We start from the raw sequence: 893 nt of genomic DNA on the forward strand, positions 1-893 counted from the left end.
AAGATCGACAGCGCTCCAGAAGAAAAAGCTCGCGGTATCACCATCAACACCGCGCACGTTGAGTACAACTCGCTGATCCGTCACTACGCTCACGTTGACTGCCCAGGTCACGCTGACTACGTGAAGAACATGATCACCGGTGCTGCTCAAATGGACGGCGCTATCCTGGTTTGCTCGGCCGCTGATGGTCCGATGCCACAAACCCGTGAGCACATCCTGCTGTCCCGTCAGGTAGGCGTTCCGTACATCGTGGTTTTCCTGAACAAGGCTGACCTGGTAGACGACGCTGAGCTGCTGGAACTGGTTGAGATGGAAGTTCGCGACCTGCTGTCCACCTACGACTTCCCGGGCGATGACACTCCAATCATCATCGGTTCGGCTCGTATGGCGCTGGAAGGCAAAGACGACAACGAGATGGGCACCACTGCCGTCAAGAAGCTGGTTGAAACTCTGGACAGCTACATCCCAGAACCAGTTCGTATGATCGACAAGCCATTCCTGATGCCAATCGAAGACGTATTCTCGATCTCGGGTCGCGGTACTGTTGTGACTGGTCGTATCGAGCGCGGTATCGTTCGCGTTCAAGATGCACTGGAAATCGTTGGTCTGCGTGACACCACCACCACCACCTGCACCGGTGTTGAGATGTTCCGCAAGCTGCTCGACGAAGGTCGTGCTGGTGAGAACTGCGGCGTTCTGCTGCGTGGTACCAAGCGTGACGACGTTGAGCGTGGTCAGGTTCTGGTCAAGCCAGGTTCGGTTAAGCCGCACACCAAGTTCACCGCAGAAGTTTACGTTCTGAGCAAGGAAGAAGGCGGTCGTCACACTCCGTTCTTCAAAGGCTACCGTCCACAGTTCTACTTCCGTACTACTGACGTGACTGGTAACTGCGA

1 protein-coding gene is annotated in these 893 nt (G+C 55.5%); it reads left to right on the forward strand.

The window, feature by feature from the left end; translation table 11 throughout:
* The coding region (gene tuf, locus ACM6HV_RS10815) for an elongation factor Tu (RefSeq protein WP_414904172.1) at positions 1-893 on the forward strand (893 nt) is incomplete at both ends.

The organism is Pseudomonas sp. IT-P260 (genome assembly GCF_949768395.1).
Taxonomy (GTDB): Bacteria; Pseudomonadota; Gammaproteobacteria; order Pseudomonadales; family Pseudomonadaceae; genus Aquipseudomonas; species Aquipseudomonas parakoreensis.